Genomic DNA, 18,814 nt, shown 5'->3' on the forward strand with positions numbered 1-18,814 from the left:
GGTGGCCCCACCTCTCACCGTCCCGGTGAGGCCACCGGGGTCACCGGCGTTCCGCCGGCCGCGTGGCCCAGCAGGGTGAGCCGTACCTGCCCGGGGCCCGACCCTGTGGTCCCGTCGGACAGGACCGCGAGAGCCAGTGTGTTGACGCCCCGTGTGCGCAGGATCCCGTTCGGCAGGACGAAGGTGTGCTGGGGCCCCACATCGTTGATGTACTGGCCCATGTTCCAGCCGTTCAGGAAGATCTGCGCCCGGTAGGCGCGGTCCGGGTCGTCGGTGAGGGTGAGCCCGACCGAGGCGTCGATGCCCGCGTCCACGGCCAGCCGGAACGTCGTCCGGTACCAGGTCACGCCCTGCCGGCTCCCGGAGCGCGGCAGCGCGACGGACTCCCAGTCGCTGTCGCCGTACCCCGGCAGATGCCAGCCCTCCCGCTCCCCGTACAGCCCGCCGTTGTTCTGCGGTCCGCGCACCGGGTCGGTGGCCGCCTCCCCCTGCAGGCGCCAACTCACCTTCGGCGAGGCCCCCTTGAAGGTGACCGCCGTCAGCCCGCGGGCCGCCTTGTGGGTGTCGAGCGCCTCGCCGTCCTGGTCGTGCTGCATCCGGCGCACCAGCACGGACAGGACGTGCGATCCGTCCGACGCCTCCCCGTCCAGCTTCTCCCGGACCTGCTCCGGCACGGCGAAGGTGGCCTTCGCCGTCCACGTGCCCTGCCGCAGCGTTCCGCCGTCCGGCACCGGCATGCGGTGGGTGCCCAGCGGCTTCCCGTCCAGCCACGCCATGAGCAGGCCCTGCGTGCCCGTGCTGTAGGCGAGCGACACGGACTCCAGGCCCGTCGTGCCGGCGGTCAGGCGTCCCCGGTACCAGACGTCGCCGTAGTGGAAGCCGTAGTCGTCCGCGAACAGGACGGGCTGCCCCTTCGGCACGGGTGTCGTGCTGTACGACACCTTCCGGTCGGCCGCCTTCCAGCCCGAGTCGTCGAAGCCGGGCGCCGACTCCGGGTTCTCCGTCCGCCGCCGCCAGCCGCCGGACAGCGGTGGCAGGGTCACCGGCGCGACGCCGGGCAGCAGTTGCAGGCTCAGCAGACTGCTGGAGGCGCTGATCCGGGTGCCCAGTACGCGCTCGTTCCAGGTGACCCGGTCGATCCCGCGCGGCCCCCAGACCTCGATGCCGGTCGCCGCGGTGGTGTCGCCGGTGAGGTGGACCGTGGAGTCCTCCAGGGCGACCTCGCGCACGAGTGAGGGGCCGTACACCAGCACCGAGCCGGACGGGGTGTCGTAGGGCCACAGGCGGACCGCGGTGGCGTCGTCGGCGAGCAGGATCAGCAACTGCCGGTCGGAGCCGCCCCCGTCGACCAGGATGCGGCTCAGTCCGCCGACTCCGAGCGGCGCGGTGATGCGCAGCAGGCCCCGGTCGTAGACCCAGGCGACCTCCGCGTCGAGCCGCGCGGGCGTCGGCTCGTCCGGGCACTCCAGCACGATCTGCGCCATCTCGCCGTGCCGTCCGGTGAACACCGCGATGTCCTGCCGCCCGGCGCGCAGGAACATCATCGGCTCGACGGTGGCGTAGTGGAACGTCCGGTCCCCGAAGGACAGATGGGTGGTGAGCAGCCGGGCGTCCCGGGCCGGGACGGTCACCGGCACCTCGATCCCCGCCTCGGGCAGCGCCGAGGACACCGGCTCCGCCGAGTCGTTGCGCACGACGTAGACATGGGCGTCCGTGTCGGGGTTGACCAGGTGGTGGACGCTGAGCCGGGGGTCCGCCGCCCGGACCCGCGGCGCCCGGTCCAGCTTCGCGAAGTCCGGCACCCGCTGGAGCAGATGCCCGAGCTGGTGCATGGGGGCGAGCTTCGGCGTCTGGTTGCGGCCCTCGTCGAAGGCCGCCCCGTAGTCGTACGACGTGTAGGCGACCGGCGCGGGCAGCCAGCCCCACGAGGTGCCGCCGAAGGTCATGTAGACGTTGTGCAGCGTGATGCCGTCGGCGAGGTTGGTGAGGTGCGAACGCCGCTCGTACGCCGCGTCCCGGGTCCGCCGCGCCTCCGCGTACCCCTTGCCCCGCAGCCCGGCCCCACCCCAGCCGTCGACGGCGCCCCCGGCGAACTCCGCGAGGAAACCGGGTGTCCTGGCGCCGGCACTCGCCCCGCGGGCCTTCAGGTTCCCCCAGTCGGAAGGCGCCCGGGCCGGCGAGGGGTCGGCGTCGAAGGCGTACAGCCAACGCCCCTTCTCACCACCGGTGTCGAAGGACCCGGGCGCCCAGGACCCGTCGCGGCCACCGTCGTTGTGGAACAGCGGTACGTCGATGCCGTCGGCCCGCACCTTGCGGTACAGATGGGCCATGTGCTCGCGTCCGGCCGCGCCCGTGCCGGCGGCGTCGTACTCGTTCTCGATCTGGTAGAGCAGGACCGTGCCCCGGCCCGCGGTGAACAGGTGCCGTACGGCGATGGCGTTGACCTTCGTCAGCCACTCGTCCGCGTGCCGCAGGTACGCCGGGTCCGTCGACCGGGCCCTGCCGGCGGTGGCCGTCAGCCAGCCGGGGAAGCCGCCGGCGTCGACGTCCGCGCCGATGTACGGGCCCGGGCGCAACACCACGTAGAGACCGGTCTCGGCAGCCGTGCGCAGGAACAGGTCGAGGTCGCGGACACCGGTGAAGTCGTACACGCCGGGCGCGGGGGAGTGGTAGTTCCAGGCCACCTGGACACTGACCGCGTTGTAGCCGTGGGCGCGCATCTTCTGCAGCACGTCCCGCCACAGCGACGGGCTCGGCAGCCGGAACGGGTGCATCTCGCCCGACCACAGGACCAGGCGCTTCTCGTCCACCAGCAGCGAGTAGCGGTCGAAGCCCACCGTGTGCTCCCGGCCGTCGGCGCTCGGCGCGCCCGGCGCCGGACCGGTCGGCACGGTGTGCGTCGCGTAGGCGCTGGTCGCCCCGGTGCCGCTGCCGCCCAGCGCCAGCCCGAGCGCCGTGGTGCCGGCGAGGGCGCTGAATGTACGTCTGCTGAGCTCCAAGGGAGCGCCTCCTGTTGTGCCGGTCCGTTCGCTGCGCCGCGAGGGGCGGGTGGGGTCAATGTCGGGTTGGGACATTGTGCACACCCGCACGCCTCACAATGTTCATATGAGGATCTCTGCACAGGCTGACTACGCGGTACGAGCGGTGCCGGAGCTCGCCGTGCGGGGTGTCACGGTCGCCGACATCGCGGCGGACGCCCTGCCCGAGCCGGTACGGCGGCCGGCCGCCGAGCCGGCCGCGTGGGAGAACCCGTGACGATCCTCACGTCGAGCCGCCGCCCGCGCCGGTGACACCGCCGGACGCGCCGTCGACGGTGCCGGACGATTCCGGTCCCGCGTCGGGCGAGCGGGCCACTGCCGACGCCCGCGCGGTGTGCGGCTGTGAACGATCCGCGGCTGCGCCCGCCAATGCCCGCTGCTTTCAACCAAGTTCGCGAGCAGTGCGCGGGCTGTGAAATAAGCGTCTGTGAATGGCCGGAGTTCGCCCTGCCCGTCCCGGCCGTGGCTCCCTACGCTGCGATCGCCCCCCACTTCACAGAATCCTCACAGGTTCTCCAGAGGGCGGGGGCACAGCCACCCCCCAACCCACTAGGAGAGACCATGACCGGTGGACTCCTGCTGAGCGGAGCGATCGCCGCTCTTCTCACCACCGCGCTCCCCGCGCACAACCCGTCGGGCGGGTTCGACGACCCGCCCCCGGACAAGATCGTCATCAAGGTCGCCACGGTGAACGGCTCCGGCTGTCCGCAGGGCACCGCGGCGATCGCCGTCTCCGAGGACAACACCGCCTTCACCGTGACCTACAGCGACTACCTGGCCCAGGCCGGCGGTGGCTCCGACCCCACGGCGTTCCGCAAGAACTGCCAGCTCAACCTGATCGTCCACGTCCCACAGGGCTTCACCTACGCCATCGCCAGCGCCGACTACCGTGGCTTCGCCGCGCTCCAGTCCGGTGCCAACGGCACCCAGAGAGCCTCGTACTACTTCCAGGGCTCCTCGAACACGGCGGCCAAGACCCACCCGTTCAACGGCCCCTACAACGACAACTGGCAGGCCACCGACACCACGGACTGGGCCCAGCTGGTCTGGGCCCCCTGCGGGGTCCAGCGCAACTTCAACATCAACACCGAGCTGCGGGTGACCGCGGGCAGCCAGTCGCCCGGCAAGGTCAGCTTCATGACGATGGACTCGACCGACGGGGACATCAGCACCATCTACCACATGGCGTGGAAGGAGTGCCCGGAGTCCTGACGGCCGCGGTCCCGGGAGCCCCCCCGCGACGGGCGGCCTCCCGGGACCTCGTTCAGCTCCGCTCCACGCCCAGGGTGAGCGTGCCCGCGTAGCCCGAGGAGGCCGAGCTGCCCAGGGCGGTGAGGGTGAGCAGGCCGGAGGCGGCGCCGCCCTCGTCGTAGATGCCGTCCTGGGCGAGCGTGGTACGCGTGACCCTGTTGGTGGAGTACGGCGACAGCGCGGCGATCCTGGCGGTGACCGACTCGTTGAAGAAGAGCTGTCCGGTGTGCAGTTCCTGGCCGCCGGTGAACGAGCCGTCCGAGGTCAGGGTGACGTTCGTGTGCACCTTGACGTGGATGTGCACGCAGCGGCCGCGGTACCAGCCGGGGTAGACCGTGGTGATGCTCGCGACGCCGGTGGAGTCGGTCAGCACGCCGCCGCGCAGGAAGGTGCCGTCGTCGGGTTCGCTGTGGCCGTTGTCGCCGACGAAGCCGGAGTACTCGCCGAGCGCGTCGCAGTGCCAGATCTCCACGAGCGCGTTGCCCAGCGGGACACAGGTGTCGTCGTCGACGACCGTGAGGGTCAGCTTGAGCGGGGCGCCCGGTTTGCCTTCGGTGACGTCGGCGCGGACGTACTGGCCGTCGAGATAGTAGGGGCCTTCGGTCATCTCCTTCGTGAGGGTGCAGACGGCGGCGGCCGCGGCGGGTGCCGCCTCGGCGGCGGGGGCCTCGGGCGCGGCGGCGCCGACGGCCAGGGCGGCGGCGGTGGCGCCGGTGGCGATCAGCACGGCGCGGCGCCCGATCGGGGTCGATCCTGTGGTGTCTGTCATGAACACGGCACCTTAGGAACGGATGCTGTCGGTCAGCTGTCAGTTGGGCAAAGTGACAGAACGTCAAGTCGAGCGGAGGACAGTCTCACGCGACCGTCCGGGCGTGGGCGGCGACCGCCACCGCGACCGGCCGGTGGTTCCCGGGTCTGGCGGCGGGCGCGGGGTAGCGTGGCGAGCCCTAGAGCTGTGGAGGGATGTGGATGGGGCTGACCGCACGCGTCAGACGACGGATCTCCGAGGACTACCCCGAACGGGACGGACAGGTGGTCGAGGCACTGCTCGCCCAGCTCGTCACGCACCTGAACGACAGAGGGGACAGAGAGGACAAGGAACGGATCGCCGCCGCCACGCTCCTGTGCGGAAGGGGCCGCGTGGACCGGCTCCTCGACGCGGTGCAGTCGGCCAGGGAGGACTGGCGGGACGTCCTCGTCGGCGCGGGCCTCGCGGACGCGGACTGGTCCGACCGGCTGAACAAGGAGTTCGGCGCGGAGCCGACGGTCGCCGAGGCGTGAACGGGGCCCCGCTCCGAGCGTGAACGGGGTCGCGGCTCCGGCCGCGTGCCGGGCCGCTGCTCCGTGCCGCGTGCCGCGTGTGTGCGGGGCCGGAGTCGCGTGTGCGGGCGGGCCGCGATCCGTGTGTGCGGGGCCGGAGTCGCGTGTGCGGGCGGGCCGCGATCCGTGTGTGCGGCGGGGCCGGAGTCGCGTGTGCGGGCGGGTTCCGAAGCGCGTCGGCGGTCGAGGGTACGGCGGCCTGTGACCTGGCCGGATCCGGCCAGTGGGTGCCGGTGCGTAACCGGCCCGGGCGGCGAGCGGCGCACCGCCGTTCGCCGCCCCGGCGTTTGCCGCTGGGCGGCAGGCGGTCGCCGGTCGGCGTTCTGCCCGCTGGGGCTTCAGCCGGTCCCCGGCCGGCTTCAGCCGTTCGCGGCTCGGGGCTTGCCGGTCACCCGTCGCCGCTCGACGCTGCCGTTCGTCCTTCGCCGTTGGGCGTCACCCGGTCGCCGGTCGCCGGTCGCCGCCCCGGCGTCTGTCTTGCCGTTCCGGTCGGGTGCCGGGGTGCCGGGGTGCTCGGGTCGTGCCCGGGGTGCCGGGGTGGTGCCCCGGTCAGCCTGCCTGGCCCATGCCTGCCGCGTTGGGCCAGTTCTGCGCGTTGGGCCAGCCGGTCGCCGGGGCCGGGGCCAGGTTGCCCGGGGCTCCGGGAGGACCGGTGGTCCCGCGTACCTGGGCTGCCGTGAGACCCCCGCGTGCGGGGACCCCGGGCGGGGTCGGCCCGGTCATCGCGGCCGCGGCCGCGGCCGGTATCGGCGCGGCGACGGGAGCCGGGGCCGGCATCTGCGGCGGCGGGGCCGGCATCTGCATGGGCGGCGGCGTGGGCATCCGGGTCTGCGGCATCACGGTCTGCGGCATCTGGGTCTGCGGCATCTGGGTCTGCGGCATCTGGGCCGGCATCGGTGCGGGGGCGGGGTAGCCGATGGGCTGGGGCTGGGGGGCCTGCTGGATCACGGCCGGCGCCGGCATCGGCATGCCTGCCCCACCCGTCTGTCCCGGCTGCGGGATCCGGCCCGGCTGGCTCTGCGCCATCTGGGCCATCATCGCGAGCTGCGACATCTGCGCCGCCGCCGGCAGGGGGGCCGCGGCCGGCGCGGGTGCCAGGCCCGGCATGCCGGGTGCCGCTCCGACGGCCTGGGCGGCGAGGTCGTGCATCCCGGCCCCGTTGGTGGCGCTGACGAGCCGGTCGACGGCCGCCGTACCCGAGCTGTAGCTGGTCCCTGTAGCCGGCTCGGGCACGGCGGCTCCCCTCCTGGTCCCGTAGAGCACCTGTTCCAGGCCGGACACCAGGCGACGGACGTCCACCTGGGGACGCACCACGAGTCTCAGGAAGCGGCTGGACGAGCCGATCTTGTTGCCGCACTCGCGGACCAGGATGCGGTGCTCGGTGAGCAGCCGGTCGCGGACCACGGTGCCCTCCGCGCCCACGGGGAGGCGGACGAAGAGGAAGTTGCCCTGCGACGGATAGACCGTCAGACCGGGCAGAGAGGACAGCTGGCTCGCCATGTCCAGGCGGTCGCGGCGCACCTGGTGCAGGCTCTGCGCGTACTCGGCGCCGTGCTCCCGGAGCATGAACACCACATACTCCGCGAAGGAGTTGAGGTTCCACTTCGGCAGCATGGAGCGGACCCGGCCCGCGAGGGAGGGGTTGGCGACGAGATAGCCGAACCGGATGCCGTGCAGACCGAAGTTCTTGCCGAGGCTGCGCAGCACGATGACGTTGGGCCGCAGCATCGCCTCCTGCACGACGCTCGGTTCGACCTCGGCGTCCGCGAACTCCAGGAACGACTCGTCGATGACGATCAGGTCCAGGTCGGCCATCGCGTCCATGAACTGCACGAGGGCCTGCTTGTGCAGGAAGCCGCCGTCGGGGTTGTTCGGGTTGCAGATGACGGCGACGCGGGTGCCGCGGGCGCGGATGAAGTCGGCGTACTGCGCGAGGTCGAGCGCGAACCCGCCGGACTCCTGGAGCGGGAACATGTCGACCCGTTTGCCGGTCTCCATGGGCTGGTCGGTCCAGCGGCCGAAGGTGGGGACGGGGACGGCGAGGGACTCGCGCACCAGCAGGTGGTCGATCCAGGTGATCAGCTCCGTGGAGCCGTTGCCCATCGCCACGCACTGCGGGGGCAGTTGGAGCAGGTTGCACAGCTCGGCCGTGATCGTGTCGGCGCCGCTCGGGTAGTACGTGATGATGTCCCGCAGCCTGGCCGACATCTCGTCGAACATGGCGGGGGTGGGGAAGTAGGGGTTGCAGGGGATGCAGAAGTCCACCGGGCCGGACCCGTCGCCTTCACGCGTCAGCGCCGCCATAGACGGGCTGTGCGCCGCTGTGCTGCGAAACAGCGAGGTGACGTTGTCAGCCAATTGGAGCCTCCGTAGGGGGCGGGCCCGGTGGGGACGACCGGGCCCGTCGTCTGGGTGGCCCGTGCGGGGGAGCACGGGCCGCTCTTAGATACGGAGGCGGCTGTGGCGCCGTTCAACCCGTGTGAAAGTGGTGTGAGTTTCGGAACCCCTTACTCCACTTCCCCGTCCGCTCTCTCCCGGCGCCCCGTAAGACGCCTCTGGAGCGCCCCGAGGGGCGCTCCAGAGGGGCGCGGGGAACGGCGCGACCAGCCACGACGAAACCGCGCCGCGCACGTGAGCAGGGGTGGGGGAACGGCGCAACCGCCCCAACGGGCCCGCGGTTCCCCCACCCCCGGCGGAGCGCTACGCGCCGAACGTGTGCACCGTCGTCGTCCGGTACGTCTGGCCCGGCCGCAGCACCGTCGACGGGAACGACGGGTGGTTCGGCGAGTCCGGGAAGTGCTGCGTCTCCAGGCAGAGGGCGTCGCCCTGGCGGTAGATGTGGCCGCCGGTGCCGACGAGTGTGCCGTCGAGGAAGTTGCCGGAGTAGAACTGCAGTCCGGGCTCCGTGGTGGCTATCTTCAGGGTGCGGCCGGAGGACGGGTCACGCAGGGTCGCGACGTGCTCGGGCTTGCCGGTGATGCCCTTGTCGAGGACCCAGTTGTGGTCGATGCCCTTGCCGTAGAGCAGCTGCTGGTTCGCGACCCGGATGTCCTCGCCGACCGACTTGGTGTGCCGGAAGTCGAACGGGGTGCCCGCGACCTTCGCCAGCTCGCCGGTGGGGATCAGCCCCGAGTCGACGGGCGTGTAGCGGGCGGCGGCGATCTTCAGCTCGTGGTCGTAGATCGAGCCGCTGCCCTCGCCGGCCAGGTTCCAGTAGACGTGGCTGGTGAGGTTGACGACCGTGGCCTTGTCGGTGGTGGCCGCGTAGTCGATGCGCCAGTCGCCGTGCCGGGTCAGGGTGTATGTCACCCTCACCTTGAGCGTGCCCGGGTAGCCCATCTCCCCGTCGACGCTCGTGTAGTGCAGGTGCAGGCCGACGTCGGAGCCCTTGGTGAACGGCTCGACGTCCCAGACGTGCTTGTCGAAGCCCTTGGCGCCGCCGTGCAGGCTGTTCACGCCGTCGTTGACGGAGAGCTGGTAGCTCTTGCCGTCGAGGGTGAACTGCCCCTTCGCGATGCGGTTGCCGTAACGGCCGATCAGCGCGCCGAAGTACGGGGTCTTCGCGACGTAGTCCTCGATGTTGTCGAAGCCCAGCGACACGTTCTTGTACCGGCCGTGCCGGTCGGGGATCTCCAGGGACTGGACGATGCCGCCGTAGGACAGGACCTTGAGCCTGGTGCCGCCGTTGGCCAGTGACCAGCGGTAGACCTTCGTGCCGTCGGCGAGCTTGCCGAAGAGCGACTTCCTCGGCGCACCGCCGTTCGCGGCGTGTGCCGTGCCGCCGAGCGCGGTCGCGGCGACTCCCGCTGCCGCGGCGCCCGCGATGACCGTACGTCTGTTCAGTTCCATGTGCGGCTCTCCCTTTTCTGGGGGCTCGTATGGAGGGGCCCCGCCGTCCGGCGGGGCCCCGAGCTGACTTACGAACCGGACTTGCGCTTGTTCCACACGTCGAAGCCGACCGCCGCCAACAGGGCCAGGCCCTTGATGACCTGTTGCCAGTCGGTGCCGACACTGAGGAGGTTCATGCCGTTGTTCAGCACACCGAGGACGAGACCACCGATGATCGCGCCGAGGACGGTACCCACACCGCCGCTCATGGACGCGCCACCGATGAACGACGAGGCGATGGCCTCGAGTTCGAAGCTCAGGCCCGCCTTCGGTGAGGCCGCGTTCAGGCGGGCTGCGACCACCAGACCCGCCAGGGCCGCGAGCACGCCCATGTTCAGGAAGACGAAGAAGGTGACCTTCTTGTCCTTGACGCCGGACAGCTTCGCCGCCGGCAGGTTGCCGCCGATCGCGTAGATGTGCCGACCGAAGACGGCGTTGCGCATGACGTAGCCGTAGCCGACCACCAGCACGCCGAGGATGAGCAGCACGATCGGCGCGCCCTTGTAGCTGGCGAGCAGCATCGTGACGACGAGGATCGCGGCGACGATGGCGACGAGCTTCAGCAGGAAGATGTTCTTCGGCAGCACCACCAGCGAGAACTCCTGCTGGCGCTTGCGGTCGCGGACCTCCTGGAGCACCGCGAACACGATCAGGGCGAGGCCCAGCAGCAGCGTGATGTTGTGGTAGTTGGTGTCCGGGCCGGTCGCCGGCAGGAAGCCGTTGCCCATCTTCTGCAGTCCGTCGGGGAACGGGCCGAGGGTCTGGCCCTCCAGCAGGATCTCCGTCATACCGCGGAAGAGCAGCATGCCGGCCAGGGTGACGATGAACGATGGTATGCCCAGATACGCGATGAGGAATCCCTGCACCGACCCCGCCACCGCGCCCACCAGCAGGCTCAGGACCAGGGCGATCGGCCATGCCACGTCGTGCTGAACCGTCAGTACGGCGGCGAACGCGCCGATGAACGCGGTGAGCGAGCCGACCGACAGGTCGATGTGGCCCGCGATGATCACCAGCATCATGCCGATCGCGAGGATCAGGATGTAGCTGTTCTGCAGCACCAGGTTGGAGACGTTGCGCGGCAGCAGCAGGTCGCCGTCGGTCCACACCGCGAACAGGGCGACGATCAGGCCGAGGGCGATCAGCATGCCGTACTGGCGCATGTTGCGGCGCAGGCCGTCCAGCATCAGTTGCAGCAGTCCGCCGCCCGCGGTCGAGCCGCCGGACTTCCCGGGCGGCGCCGGGGCCGGGGTCTTGGCGGTCACATCCGTGCTCATCGGGTTACCTCTTTGTCCTTCGTCATCTGACGCATCAGCGATTCCTGCGAGGCCTCGGCACGTGAGAACTCACCGGTCAGCCGCCCCGCGGCCATCGTGTAGATGCGGTCGCACATGCCGAGCAGCTCCGGCAGCTCGGAGGAGATGAAGACGACCGCCTTGCCCTCGGCGGCCAGCTTGTCGATGACCGTGTAGATCTCGAACTTGGCGCCGACGTCGATGCCGCGCGTCGGCTCGTCCAGGATCAGCACGTCTGGTCCGGCGTAGATCCACTTGCTGAGGACGACCTTCTGCTGGTTGCCGCCGGACAGCTTGCCCGCCGGCTCGAAGACGGTCGGCGCCTTGATGTTCATGGACGTGCGGAACCGCTCGGCGACCTGCCGCTCCTCGTGCTCGTCGACCACACCGCGCTTGGAGACCTTGTTCAGGGAGGTCAGCGAGATGTTGCGGTTGATGGTGTCGATGAGGTTGAGGCCGTAGTGCTTGCGGTCCTCGGTGACGTACGCGATGCCGTGCTTGATCGCCTCGGGGACGGTCTTCGTACGGATCTCCTTGCCGTCCTTGAGGACCGTGCCGCCCGCGTACCGGCCGTAGGAGCGCCCGAAGACGCTCATGGCCAGTTCGGTGCGGCCGGCGCCCATGAGGCCCGCGATACCGACGATCTCCCCGCGCCGCACGGAGATCGACACGTCGTCGGCCACCTTGCGCTGCTGGTCGATCGGGTGGTGCACGGTCCAGTTGCGGATCTCCAGCGCCGGGGCCGCGCCCACCTCCGCCTCGTGCGGGGTGCGCTCGGGGAAGCGGTGGTCGAGGTCGCGGCCGACCATGCCGCTGATGATCCGGTCCTCGGTGGTCTCCGGCGCCTTCACGTCGAGCGTCTCGATGGAGCGCCCGTCGCGCAGGATCGTCACCGAGTCGGCGACCCTGCGGATCTCGTTCAGCTTGTGGGAGATGATGATCGAGGTGATGCCCTGCTTCTTCAACTCCAGGATGAGATTGAGGAGTTTGCCGCTGTCCTCGTCGTTCAGGGCGGCCGTCGGCTCGTCCAGGATGAGGAGCTTCACCTTCTTCGACAGCGCCTTCGCGATCTCCACGAGCTGCTGCTTGCCCACGCCGATGTCGGCGACGCGGGTCTCCGGGTGGTCCTCGAGACCGACCCGGCGCAGCAGTTCGCTGGCGTGCCTGAGCGTGTCGTTCCAGTTGATGAGCCCGCGCGTGGCGTGCTCGTTGCCCAGGAAGATGTTCTCCGCGAGCGACAGGAACGGCACCAGGGCCAGTTCCTGGTGGATGATGACGATGCCGCGTTGCTCGCTCGCCCGGATGTCCTTGAACTGGCAGGTCTGCGAGTCGAAGAGGATCTCCCCTTCGTAACTGCCGTGCGGATGGACGCCGGAGAGCACCTTCATCAAGGTGGACTTCCCGGCGCCGTTCTCGCCGCAGATGGCGTGGACCTCGCCCTGACGGACGGTCAGTGTGACGTCCGAGAGCGCTTTGACACCGGGAAAGGTCTTGACGATCGAGCGCATTTCCAGGACGGGTCCCGCCATGGTCGTGCCTTCCAATCCTTGGGGTTCGGCGGTTACTTGAGCTGGTCAGCCGTGTAGTAGCCGCCGTCCACGAGCACCTTCTGGTAGTTGGACTTGTCGACGCTCACCGGCTGCAGCAGGTAGGCGGGAACGACCTTGGTGCCGTTGTCGTAGGACTTGGTGTCGTTGGTCTCCGGCTTCTTGCCGTTGAGCACGTCGTCGACCATGGTCGTGGCGACCTCGGCGAGCTTGCGCAGGTCCTTGTAGACGGTCTGCGTCTGGTCACCGGCGATGATCGACTTCACCGAGGCGAGCTCGGCGTCCTGGCCGGTGAGGACCGGCAGCGGCTTGCTCTTGGAGCCGTAGTCGTCCGACTTCAGCGCCGACAGGATGCCGATCGAGATGCCGTCGTACGGCGAGAGCACCGCGTCGACCTTCTCGCTCTTGTACGACTTGGTGAGGATGTCGTCCATGCGCTTCTGCGCGGTGGCGCCGTCCCAGCGCAGGGTGGTCACCTGGGTGAGGCCGGTCTGGCCGGAGCGGACGACCAGCTTCTTCTTGTCGATGTACGGCTGCAGGACACTCATCGCGCCGTTGAAGAAGTACTTGGTGTTGTTGTCGTCGTTGGAGCCGGCGAACAGCTCGATGTTGAAGGGGCCCTTGCCGGAGGCGAGACCGAGCTTGTCGACGATGTAGTTGGCCTGGAGCTGGCCGACCTTCTCGTTGTCGAAGGACGCGTAGTAGTCGACGTTCTTGGTGCCGAGGATGAGACGGTCGTAGGAGATGACCGGGATGTTGGCGTCGGCGGCCTGCTGGAGCACGTTGCCCAGGGACTTGTTGTCGATCGCGGCGACGATCAGCGCCTTGACGCCCTGCGTGATCAGGTTCTCGATCTGGTTGACCTGCTGGTCGGGGTCGTCCTCGCCGAAGACCAGGCTGGTCTTGTAGCCCTTGGCCTTCAGGTCCTTCTCGACGTTGGCGCCGTCGGTGATCCAGCGCTCGGAGGACTTGGTCGGCATCGCGATGCCGATCGTGCCGCCCTTGGCGTCGCCCTTCTTCTCGTTGCTGCCGCCTTCGCCGCTCTGGCCGCAGGCGGACAGGGTGAGGGCGAGGGAGGCTGCTCCGGCTATCGCGGCGAGGGCGGCTCTGCGGTTACGCATGATCATCATCCTTGATGTGTGTGCAGGGCTCGGTCTCGCGATGTGCGGTCACCGGTGAGGGTGAAGCGGGAAAGACCGAGGAGCGGTGTGTTGGATTGTGCGCGGGTGTGTCGTCTTCTGTGAAGCAAGGTTTCCGGAACGTTATGACCCGGCGTCGAACCTGTTCAGTTCGCCGGGCAGCCGGGTGCCGAGCGGCGCCATGTCGGCATCGGCGCCGTGCCGTTGGAGCAGATCGAGGGCCAGTCGTCCGCGCCGCACCCGCTCCTTGGCGGTGGCCAGGGTGACGTCCCGCAGATGGTGTCCGTACGGGTAGATCGCGGGTGCCTTGGACAGGCCGAACTTCAGGTACAGCGGTGCGCCGCGCCGGATCAGCTCGGCGACCTCGTACATCCGGATGTAGCCGCCGAGGTCGTCGGGGGCCTCGATGTACATGTCCATGGGGGCGGCCGACTGCCGTCTTATCTCGGTGAGGTGATCCAGCGTCAGGTCGCTGGGCACGTTGACCGAGTCGGCGCCGAGCCGCTCGAAGACCGCGTACGCCGCCGGGTTGACCGGTCCGATCAGCGCGGACACCTTCAGGGTCGTGTCGGCGGGGATGATCCCGGCGACCCGCGCCCGGTGCAGGGTCCACAACACGCCCTCGTCGGCCACGAGCAGGCACTTGACGCCCAACTCCGTGGCCCGCACGGCGTCTTCGACACATCCGGCGACGGCGTCGTGGCCGCGGGCCCGGAGCCCCCCGCCGCGTGAGTCGGTACGCGTCGAGCCGCCGATGTCCCACGTGCCGCGCGGACCGGTGAACAGGCAGAGCTCGATGTCACGTTCGGCGGTCGCCTCGACCATCTCGGTGATCTCGGCGTCGCTGAGCATCCACACCCCGCTGCCCTGGCTGATCCGGTGGATCGGCACGTCGAGGCGGGAGGACTCCTTGAGGATCACGGCCAGCGCTTCGGGACCCTCGCACGAGGGGATCTCGGTGCGCCAGCGGCCGCCGCCGGGGAAGGAGTGCGGCGAGGCGTCGGCGGGATCGAGGGCGGGCGCGCCCAGGCCGAGGGCGGTGAGGGCCTGCTCGCCGGGCCGGCGGGCTGCCGTGGCGGAAGCGTCGGTCACAAGCTGTCCTTCTGGTTCGGTATTTCGGACAAAGTTCGCGGCTCGGAGCATGGAAAACGTGGGTGTACGCCGGCACGGAGGCCGTCAGGTCGCCCCCGTACCGGCGTACGACTGGGGGCTTCCTACGGCCGGAGCAGCACCTTGCCGACCTTCGGATCGCCGGACCCCACCAGCTCGATGGCGCGCGGGAACCCGTCCAACGGCAGTTCGTGCGTGACCAGGGGCAGCGGATCGAGCAACCCGGCGCCGAACACCCGCACCGTGTGCGCCCAGGCGTCCGGCGGTGCCCCGAAGACGGTGTGCACCTCCAGCTGCCGTACCACCAGGTCCGTCGGGTCCAGGCCCTCGGCGCCCGGCGCCGGGATGCCCGTCAGGACCAGGCGTCCGCCGCGCCTGAGCAGGGAGGCGGCGGTGCGCGCGGCGGACGCGGACCCGGCGGTCTCGACGACGACGTCGAAGTCGGCGGGGAGATCCTGGTCCCTGGTGCGGAAGTCCGTGGCCCCGAACCGCTTCGACAGTTCCTCCCGGTCCGGCCGGGTGCCGACGACCAGCAGTCCGGCGGGGGAGCCGGCCTTCAGGAACTGCACGGCGAACATCCCGAGCGTTCCGGTGCCGACGACCGCGACCCGCTCACCGGGCCGGGCGTTCACCTTGAGCGCCGCGGCGGCGACGCAGGCGGCGGGCTCCAGCAGAGCGGCCGCCGTCAGGTCGGCGTCGTCCGGCAGGACGTGCAGCAGCCGGGCCGGCAGGGTGAGCGTGGTCGCCATCGCACCCGGCTGGGTGAACCCGGTCTCCTCGTACCCCGCCGAGCACAGGGTGGTCTCGCCCGCGTGGCAGCGGTCGCACACCTGGCAGTTGCGGAAGCCCTCGCCGACGACCTTGCGCCCGACGAGCGAGTCGGGCACGCCCGCCCCGACGGCCGTCACGGTCCCGGACCACTCGTGGCCCGGAGTCAGGGGGTAACGGACGTACCCCTCGGGCCGGTTGCCCTGGTAGACCTCGCGGTCGCTGCCGCAGATCCCCACCGCGTGCACCCGTACGAGCGCCTCGCCCGCGGCCGGCTCGCGGGGCGTGTGCGCCGCCAGCCGGTGTTCCCCGGGCGCCTCCACGACGACGGCGGTGCTCACTGCCGGGCGCCCTTCGGCCTGCGCTGCTCCCAGCCCTCGGCCCACAGGTCGAACCGGGCCTGCTGCTGCGGGAACTCCGCGGCCGCGTCGACGTCGAGCTCCACGCCGAGCCCGGGAGCGTCGGACAGGTGGAAGCAGCCGTCCTCCGGGTCGACCTCCGGGGCGCCCTTGACGACCTTCTTGATCTCCGCGTCCGCGAAGTCGTTGAAGTGCTCAAGGATCTTGAAGTTCGGGCTGGTGAAGCCGACCTGGAGGGACGCGGAGGTCAGGACCGGCCCACCGACGTTGTGCGGGGCCACCAGCACGTAGTGCGTCTCGGCGGTCGCGGCCAGCTTGCGGGTCTCCCAGATGCCGCCGATGTGACCGACGTCCGGCTGGATGATGTCCACGGCCTGGCTCTCGAAGAGCTCGCGGAACTCGATGCGGTCGTGGATCCGCTCACCGGTGGCGACCGGGATGTCGACCTTGGCGGCGACCTTCTCCAGCGCCTTCAGGTTCTCCGGCGGGCACGGCTCCTCCAGCCAGGCCGGCTTGAACGGCGCGAGCTCGTGCGCCAGCCGGATGGCGGTGGCGGGGGAGAAGCGGCCGTGCATCTCCAGCATCAGCTCGGCGTCGGGCCCGATCGCGTCGCGCACCGCCTCGATCAGCGACACGGCGTAGAGGCTCTGCTTGTGGTCGAGCTCGAAGTGCCCGGTGCCGAAGGGGTCGATCTTGAGCGCCCGGTACCCGCGCTCCATCACGCCCTGGGCGGCCTTGTGGTACGCCTCCGGGGTCCGCTCGGTGGTGTACCAGCCGTTGGCGTACGCCTTGACCTTGTCGGTCACCTTGCCGCCGAGGAGCTGCCACACGGGCACGCCGAGGGCCTTGCCCTTGATGTCCCAGCAGGCCATCTCGATGACGGCGATGCCGGACATGACGATCTCGCCGGCCCGCCCGTAGTCGCCGTACTTCATCCGCCGCGCGAGGTCCTCGACAGCGAACGGGTCGGAGCCGAGAATGTGGTTGGTCTGCGCCTCGTGCAGGTAGCCGACCAGCGCGTCGGTGTGACCCAGCATCCGGGTCTCGCCGACTCCAGTGATCCCCTCGTCGGTGTGCACCTGTACGTACGTCAGGTTGCGCCATGGCGTCCCGACCACGTGTGTGCTGATTCCGGTGATGCGCACGCCAGTCGCCCCTCGCTGCTTCGTCGACTCGTCTGTGTGTGTTCGAGATTTCGTCACACGTTCGAAATGCTGGCGTGACAGTAAGGACGGTGTGAGGGGGGTGTCAATGGGTCGAACGCATATCGCTTTCGGCAAGTCTTTCGAAAGCGGTTTCGGGAGGGGTTTCGGCGGGCTCGGGAGGGTGGCGGCCGATAGGCGCCGGATGCCGTGCGATGGCGGGGAATAGTGGGGCACGACCGCCGAATCTCCGGCCCGTACGGCAGCTTCCCCACACAACTTTCACAGCCGTGCCTAGGAACGTGACCGGCGCGGAATCTAGTCTTCCCGCGACATGGACTACTGCGACCCGTGCCGACGGCACCTCAACGGCGCCCTCGCCTGCCCGGGATGCGGCGCGCCCGTCGACCACCTCCACCACGGACCGGGCCCGGTCCGGGAGGCGGGGGGCGGGTACGACGGGGGCGCGTACGCCGGGCCGTCCGGCGGCGGCGGGTACGGCGGTCAGTACGGCGACGGCGCGTACGGCGGTCACGGCGGCGGTGCCCAGATGCCTGCCGCGTACGAGACGCCGGGCGGTCAGGGTGGCGCGGCCGGCCCGTACGGGGCGCCGGGCGGCCCGGATGGCGCGGTCGGCGCCTACGAGGTTTCCGGCGCGGCGCGGGACGTCGCTTCCCCGGGGGCGTCCGGTTGCCGGGACGGTGTGTACGGAAGCGAACCCGGTGAGCCGGTGGAGGCCGCCCACGCGGGTGCCTCGGACGGGCTGGGCGCCGACGCGGGCCGGCACGACAGCGGGCCGGAGGTCGAACCGGGCGGCGGTCGGGCGGCGGCCCGCCGGGCGCGCGGCCGGGGGAGGGACCACCGCGACACCGGGGGCGTCGCGCTCGCGGAGCACGCCGTGGAGGGCCTGGACGCCGACGACGGTACGGACGACGACGACCGGGACACCGTCAGCGGCGCGGGCCGCCGCGACCGCAAAGCGGCGGCGCACCGGCGCCGGCGGCGCCGGACCCTGCTGGTCGCCGCCGGCTTCGTGCTGGCGGCCGGCGGACTGAGCCTGGCGGAACTGGGCCTCGACGCGCCGGGCTCGACGCCGACGCCCGCGGCGGCCGGGGACGCGTCGGCGGACGGCGGGGCGTCACCGAAGGCCGGAGGGACGGCGCGGCCGGTCGGCGGCCGGCCCGGCGGCACGGCCGGAGCGTCGAAGTCGGCCTCACCGTCCACGTCCGCGTCCCCGTCGGCCTCGAAGTCGGCGAAGGCCGAGGACTCGGCGAGCGCGGACGCCGGCGCGACGGGCTCGCAGTCGGCGACGACGGGCACGGGCCCGGCCGCGTCCGCCCCGGCGCCCGAGACGACGGCCCCGGCCTCCACCCCGACCCCCTCGGCCACCCCGACGACGGCCGCCCCGCCCCCCGACCCGACCCCGTCGGAAACCTGCAACCGGTTCCTGTGGTGGTGCAGCTGAGACGCCGGCCGGGCGAGGGGCGAACCCGGGGCGCGGATCCGCGCCGCGGCGCCCGCACGCCGGCGCCGTCACCGGGCCCGCCGTGCCACCGCGTCAGCGGCGAGGCCGGGCCGCACCCGCGGCGGACAACCGGGACAGCCAGGACAGCCACCTTGCTGCCCGACCCGGCGCGGACTCGCGGAACCACTCCGGACCGCTGAGGCGCCGCTGCGGTGGGCGTCGGCATACCGCTACGACCGGCCCGCGCGTGCCGCTGCGACCGGCCTTGGGGCGCCGCTACGACCGGCCCGCGCGTGCCGCTGCGACCGGCCTTGGGGCGCCGCTGCGACCGGCCCGCGCGTGCCGCTGCGACCGGCCTTGGGGGCGCCACTACGACCGGCCCCCGCCTGCCGCTGCGACCGGCCTGGGGGCGCCACTACGACCGGCCCCCGCCTGCCGCTACGACCGGCCTCTACGGCCTGCGGCCGTGGATCGAGCAGAGCTACAAACAGA

General features: G+C 70.9%; 14 protein-coding genes and 1 pseudogene. 5 read left to right on the forward strand and 10 right to left on the reverse strand.

The genetic code is table 11. From position 1 onward, the window contains the following. Positions 1–14: 14 nt before the first annotated feature. Complete coding sequence (locus ABZT03_RS16830) at positions 15–2,999, reverse strand: beta-galactosidase (RefSeq protein WP_356039643.1); 2,985 nt, start codon at positions 2,997–2,999, stop codon at positions 15–17. A 160-nt stretch (positions 3,000–3,159) separates the two neighbouring features. Between ABZT03_RS16830 and ABZT03_RS16835 the strand changes: the two are divergent. Both ABZT03_RS16835 and ABZT03_RS16840 read left to right on the forward strand, forming a co-directional pair. Beyond that, a pseudogene (locus ABZT03_RS16835) lies at positions 3,160–3,255 on the forward strand (transcriptional regulator); the annotation flags it as partial. A gap of 344 nt (positions 3,256–3,599) precedes the next feature. After that, positions 3,600–4,250: a DUF4360 domain-containing protein gene (locus tag ABZT03_RS16840; RefSeq protein ID WP_356039646.1), complete on the forward strand. Its 651-nt coding sequence runs from the start codon at positions 3,600–3,602 to the stop codon at positions 4,248–4,250. A 52-nt stretch (positions 4,251–4,302) separates the two neighbouring features. Here ABZT03_RS16840 and ABZT03_RS16845 read toward each other — a convergent pair whose 3' ends face one another. Further along, positions 4,303–5,058, reverse strand: coding sequence for an intradiol ring-cleavage dioxygenase (locus ABZT03_RS16845; protein WP_356039648.1), 756 nt, complete (start codon positions 5,056–5,058; stop codon positions 4,303–4,305). Between the two features lie 200 nt (positions 5,059–5,258). On the opposite strand from ABZT03_RS16845, the gene ABZT03_RS16850 reads away from it, so the two are divergent. After that, positions 5,259–5,570, forward strand: a complete 312-nt coding sequence (locus ABZT03_RS16850; protein WP_356039651.1) for a hypothetical protein — start codon at positions 5,259–5,261, stop codon at positions 5,568–5,570. 588 nt (positions 5,571–6,158) lie between these two features. Here the strand turns inward: ABZT03_RS16850 and ABZT03_RS16855 are convergent. The 8 genes from ABZT03_RS16855 to ABZT03_RS16890 all read right to left on the reverse strand — a co-directional run bounded on the left by ABZT03_RS16855 (position 6,159) and on the right by ABZT03_RS16890 (position 16,860). Further along, entirely contained in the window at positions 6,159–7,967 is a 1,809-nt protein-coding gene (locus tag ABZT03_RS16855; protein WP_356039654.1) for an aminotransferase class I/II-fold pyridoxal phosphate-dependent enzyme, read from the reverse strand. A 342-nt stretch (positions 7,968–8,309) separates the two neighbouring features. After that, the gene (locus ABZT03_RS16860) at positions 8,310–9,458 is read right to left on the reverse strand and encodes an aldose epimerase family protein (RefSeq protein WP_356039657.1); all 1,149 of its coding nucleotides are present in this window, start codon (positions 9,456–9,458) and stop codon (positions 8,310–8,312) included. Positions 9,459–9,526: 68 nt separating this feature from the next. Continuing rightward, a complete protein-coding gene (gene mmsB, locus ABZT03_RS16865; RefSeq protein WP_356039659.1) occupies positions 9,527–10,774 on the reverse strand; it encodes a multiple monosaccharide ABC transporter permease in 1,248 nt (415 codons plus the stop codon). Further along, positions 10,771–12,321 (reverse strand): multiple monosaccharide ABC transporter ATP-binding protein, encoded by a 1,551-nt coding sequence (gene mmsA, locus ABZT03_RS16870; protein WP_356039663.1) that lies wholly within the window; start codon positions 12,319–12,321, stop codon positions 10,771–10,773. Before mmsA ends, mmsB begins: the two co-directional genes overlap by 4 nt. A 32-nt stretch (positions 12,322–12,353) precedes the next feature. Beyond that, a complete protein-coding gene (gene chvE, locus ABZT03_RS16875; protein ID WP_356039666.1) occupies positions 12,354–13,460 on the reverse strand; it encodes a multiple monosaccharide ABC transporter substrate-binding protein in 1,107 nt (368 codons plus the stop codon). Positions 13,461–13,601: 141 nt separating this feature from the next. Next, complete coding sequence (locus ABZT03_RS16880) at positions 13,602–14,570, reverse strand: hypothetical protein (RefSeq protein ID WP_356039669.1); 969 nt, start codon at positions 14,568–14,570, stop codon at positions 13,602–13,604. A 122-nt stretch (positions 14,571–14,692) separates the two neighbouring features. Then, entirely contained in the window at positions 14,693–15,697 is a 1,005-nt protein-coding gene (locus ABZT03_RS16885) for an alcohol dehydrogenase catalytic domain-containing protein (protein ID WP_356039671.1), read from the reverse strand. Continuing rightward, complete coding sequence (locus tag ABZT03_RS16890; RefSeq protein ID WP_356039674.1) at positions 15,694–16,860, reverse strand: mandelate racemase/muconate lactonizing enzyme family protein; 1,167 nt, start codon at positions 16,858–16,860, stop codon at positions 15,694–15,696. The genes ABZT03_RS16885 and ABZT03_RS16890 overlap by 4 nt, the downstream gene beginning before the upstream one ends. Before the next feature lie 331 nt (positions 16,861–17,191). Between ABZT03_RS16890 and ABZT03_RS16895 the strand changes: the two genes are divergently transcribed. Continuing rightward, the gene (locus ABZT03_RS16895) at positions 17,192–18,322 is read left to right on the forward strand and encodes a hypothetical protein (protein WP_356039677.1); all 1,131 of its coding nucleotides are present in this window, start codon (positions 17,192–17,194) and stop codon (positions 18,320–18,322) included. A gap of 293 nt (positions 18,323–18,615) precedes the next feature. Beyond that, the coding region (locus ABZT03_RS16900; protein WP_356039679.1) for a hypothetical protein at positions 18,616–18,814 on the forward strand (199 nt) is incomplete at its 3' end.

The sequence above is a fragment of the Streptomyces sp. NPDC005574 genome, assembly GCF_040605435.1.
Classification (GTDB): Bacteria; Actinomycetota; Actinomycetes; order Streptomycetales; family Streptomycetaceae; genus Streptomyces.